This is a genomic window from Thalassolituus sp. UBA2009, assembly GCF_002335285.1.
Taxonomy (GTDB): domain Bacteria; phylum Pseudomonadota; class Gammaproteobacteria; order Pseudomonadales; family Oceanobacteraceae; genus Venatoribacter; species Venatoribacter alkanivorans.
Genome location: NZ_DDCJ01000166.1, coordinates 17,566 through 21,369, shown reverse-complemented (window position 1 = coordinate 21,369; position 3,804 = coordinate 17,566). Strand labels below are relative to the sequence as shown.

Genomic DNA, 3,804 nt, shown 5'->3' with positions numbered 1-3,804 from the left:
ATTCAGGCCTATGCGCTGGTGCTGTTTCATCGCGGCACCTCGCTGGCGCGTCTGTATTCTCTGGCGGTTGCGCCTGATGCCCGCGGCCAGGGGTTGGGACTGCAATTGCTGCGCTGGGTGGAAGAGCGGGCGCTGGCCCGTCACGTATTATTTATGCGTCTTGAAGTACGTAAGGACAACGCTGGCGCATCTGGCCTTATATGAGCGTTATGGCTACCGCCGGTTGCGTACCCTCAAACAGTATTACGAGGATGGTGCCGATGGCTGGCGTATGGAAAAGCACCTGCGCGGTGCAATTCCGGTACCGGATAAAATACCGTTTTATGCCCAGACCACACCTTTTACCTGCGGCCCGGCCGCCTTACTGATGGCGATGCGCAGTCTGGATAAAAGTGTGGTGCTTAACCGTCTTCATGAACTGAATCTGTGGCGTGAAGCGACCACTATTTATCTGACCACGGGTCACGGCGGAACCTCACCGCAGGGGTTGGCTCTGGCGGCGCACAGTCGTGGTTTTGCGGTGCGGTTGTGGTTGTCGGATATTCGCGTGGCCTTTCTGGACGGTGTGCGCAGTAGCCATAAGCGTGACGTTATTCAGCTGGTCGGTGATGATTTTCAGGCGCGCTGTGACAGCGCCGGGATTATTACCGAGGTCGGCACTAAAAGTGTGGATGACCTGCGCCAGGCGCTGGCGGCGGGTTACCGCATTCTGTTGTTAATCAGCACCTGGCGTCTTAACCGCAATAAAGCGCCGCACTGGGTGTGGCTGGTGTCGATGGATGACCATTACGGCTATATCAATGACCCGGATGTGGATGCCGATCTGGATCAGGTGGCGACCGATAACCTCTATGTGCCGGTCAGCCTCGACAATCTGGCGCGTATGATTCAGTACGGCAGCGCGCAGTACGGGGCGGCGGTATTGCTCTCTGAATCGCCACAGCCGGTTCAGGAGGCTGCGTGCACGTAAGGCTCGGTACGTTGCGGGTCGTACAGCTCGTCAAATTCCGGCGCGCGCTCTGAGCGCAGCGCCACCCAGCCGGCGACATCTTCACGCCATTCTTCCATTGGCCGTATCAGCGGCGCCGCCAGCATCTTGGCTTCGGTGCCACGGGTTGCAAATACCAGAACCTGTTCCACTTTGTATGCCTGTAATGCCATGCCTGTTGCTCCGCGATTATCTGACTCTGTGCCGGTCGTGAATACTGCGACCGGGCGGCACTTTATACCAGAAGAGAGGCGTTCAGCCTATGCCGGAGCTGTGTACGGGAGGATCTCCGGTCATCAAAAAACAGCGCAAGTGGCGCGAAAAAACGTAACAAAAACAAAGAGTTCTGCTATATGCTGTACGGCAGTCCCGGATGGACTGCGCTGAATACTCTCCGCTGACAGCGACGTTTTAACGAACGACGACAAAAAGTTAATTAACGACGACAAAAAGAGATTCCATATGCTGAACCTTGTCCGTTTCCGCCCCATTGCATCTGCCAGTGCTGCTGCATTGTTGCTGGCATCATCTGCTGTGATGGCGATGTCGCAACCGCCGCAGTCGCTGAACAGCGAGATTGTATTTACCAACAGCACGCTGGAAACCCTGCAGGTCAGTCTGCAGGGGGATGCCAACGCTGAACTGGTCAGTGCTGAAGTACCGCCGCTGGCAACCCGTACCCTGGCCCGTCTGATCCGTGATGCCGCAACTGACAGCAGTCTGGTGCTGAACCTGAGCTCCGATGCTGATCAGTTTGTATTGCAGCAAAATACTACCGGCCTGAACGTCAGCTTTGCCGCCAGCGGTAATGGCTGGAATCTGGCTGGCCAGAGTGATGACAGTATTCACCGTCAGGCCGCGACTATTGAAGGCCGCGCCGCCACGCTGGCGGTTAAAGGCGAAAGTCTGAGTGATGGTGGCATTATCCGTTATGTGCTGCAGGAGCAGGATAATAAGCCTGCCGCACGAGCCCCTGGTGATTTCAGCCTGCTCAGCTACAACATCTGGGCGACCACAATTTTCGGTTCGAAGAAAGTTTCCACCCGCCTGACGCAAATGCCGCAGGTGATGGCTGACTACGATGCGCTGGTACTGACCGAAGTGTTTGATCTGGCAGAAAGCAATGCGCTGCTGGATGAGTTGCGTGCTGAGTATCCGTATCAGACCGGTGATATTTTTAAACTCGGTAAGGTGCTGGGTTCCGGTACCCGTATTCTGTCGCGCTGGCCAATCGTGCTGGAAGATTCACACGCCTACAGCGATTGTGATGGTATTCAGTGTGCGGCTACGCGTGGGGTGATTTATGCGAAGTTGAACAAGCAGGGCAAAACGTATCACCTGTTCGCCACCCATACCCAGTCGTCCGATGACGATGCCAACCGCAACGCCCGTCTGGCCCAGTTGCAGGAAATGGGGGATTACATCCGCAGCCTGAACCTGCCTGCCGATGAGCCGGTGCTGATGGCCGGTGACTTTAACGTTAATAAAATCGGCCTGCCGCAGGATCGTGATTATCTCGAAGCTGTGCTGAATGCCCGTGAGCCGCAGAATACCGGCCACACGCTGAGTTTTGATTCCAACACCAACCACTGGGCGGAAGCGCCGTATCTGGAATATCTGGATTACACACTGGTCAGCAATGTTAACCAGCCGGCAGTGAGTGCCACGCAGGAAATTATTGCGCCGCGTTCGCTGCAGGATAACCTCTGGGGCGAATGGGATTTATCGGATCATTATGCTGCCCGTGGCCTGTTCCGCTTTGATGACAGCAATGTCGTCCGCAGCGCATTTCCTTATGCCGGTGACGTTGTGCATTTGCAGACTGCGAATGGCCACTTCCTGCGTGCAATGAGCGGCGGTGGCAGCTTTGTCTCGGCGGGTTCATCGCAGGTTGGAACCTGGGAAAGCTTTGTGCCGGCTTTGCTGGCAAATGGCAAAGTGGCTTTACAGGCCCGTAATGGCGGTTATGTTGGTCTGGATTCTTACCTGCTGGGCACACTGACTACCGGGCACAGTAAAGACAGTGCAGCAGCGCAGTTTGAACTGGTGAATCTGGGAAATAATCAGGTAGCGTTGAAAGCCGATAACGGCAAATATCTGCGTGCCGATTTTGGCGGTGGTGCCGGTGCCAGCGCTGGTTCCGCCGATATTGGTGCTAATCAGACCTTTGTGCTGATTCGCCCATAAAGCGGAGTCTTTAGCAGACATAAAAAAACGGAGCAGCAGCTCCGTTTTTTTATGGTTGTCGTTTAGCGTTAACGTTTAAACGGCAGCAGGCTGCGTGCCTGTTGCTCATAAATAATAACCTGAGCTTCTTCTTCCTGCGCAAAGTGCGCAACGGCCTGCTGGAATTCCGGCTGCATTAACTGGTGATAACTGAAGGTACTGACCGGCGTAAATCCACGGCTGATTTTATGTTCTCCCTGGGTACCCGGATCAAAGCGCTGCAGACTATTTTTTATGCAAAATTCAATGCCCTGATAATAACAGGCCTCAAAATGCAGACCGTCGATATCCTGCTGACAACCCCAGTAGCGACCGTAGAGCGTCGTGTCATCAAAAAAATACAGGGCAGAGGCCAGAAGCTGGCCGTCTTTTTCGGCCTGTACCAGCAACATTTGTCGGGATAAATGCTGGCGGCAACATTGAAAAAACGTTTCGTTCAGATAGCCCTGAGAACGCCGGCGCCAATAGGTTAATTGGTAGCACTGATAAAAAAAGTGTATGTCGGCGGCGCTGATATTATCGGCGGTTTTTTGCACAATATTGATGCTCATGTCCTGCAGGCGCTGGCGTTCTTTACGCACATTTTTGCG

The 3,804-nt window shown here is 54.4% G+C and carries 5 protein-coding genes; 3 read left to right on the top strand and 2 right to left on the bottom strand.

Features of this window, described 5'->3' with window-relative positions; translation table 11 throughout:
• Both B3P58_RS20420 and B3P58_RS20415 read left to right on the top strand, forming a co-directional pair.
• Positions 1-204, top strand: a 204-nt coding sequence (locus B3P58_RS20420; protein ID WP_286720277.1) for a GNAT family N-acetyltransferase, incomplete at its 5' end; no start/stop codon positions are given.
• Positions 161-970: a peptidase C39 family protein gene (locus tag B3P58_RS20415; RefSeq protein WP_286720275.1), complete on the top strand. Its 810-nt coding sequence runs from the start codon at positions 161-163 to the stop codon at positions 968-970. The genes B3P58_RS20420 and B3P58_RS20415, both read left to right, overlap by 44 nt.
• On the opposite strand, the gene B3P58_RS20410 is transcribed toward B3P58_RS20415, so the two are convergent.
• Positions 949-1,161, bottom strand: coding sequence for a hypothetical protein (locus tag B3P58_RS20410; RefSeq protein WP_145468375.1), 213 nt, complete (start codon positions 1,159-1,161; stop codon positions 949-951). The genes B3P58_RS20415 and B3P58_RS20410 overlap by 22 nt on opposite strands.
• A gap of 289 nt (positions 1,162-1,450) precedes the next feature.
• Between B3P58_RS20410 and B3P58_RS20405 the strand changes: the two genes are divergently transcribed.
• Complete coding sequence (locus tag B3P58_RS20405) at positions 1,451-3,175, top strand: endonuclease/exonuclease/phosphatase family protein (RefSeq protein WP_286720272.1); 1,725 nt, start codon at positions 1,451-1,453, stop codon at positions 3,173-3,175.
• A gap of 68 nt (positions 3,176-3,243) precedes the next feature.
• On the opposite strand, the gene B3P58_RS20400 is transcribed toward B3P58_RS20405, so the two are convergent.
• Positions 3,244-3,804, bottom strand: a 561-nt coding sequence (locus B3P58_RS20400; RefSeq protein ID WP_286720270.1) for a GNAT family N-acetyltransferase, incomplete at its 5' end; no start/stop codon positions are given.

Bases quoted from the DNA above. Each gene is read 5' to 3' on its own strand.
- B3P58_RS20410 (WP_145468375.1), bottom strand. From the start codon at position 1,161: ATGGCATTACAGGCATACAAAGTGGAACAGGTTCTGGTATTTGCAACC.
- B3P58_RS20405 (WP_286720272.1), top strand. From the start codon at position 1,451: ATGCTGAACCTTGTCCGTTTCCGCCCCATTGCATCTGCCAGTGCTGCT.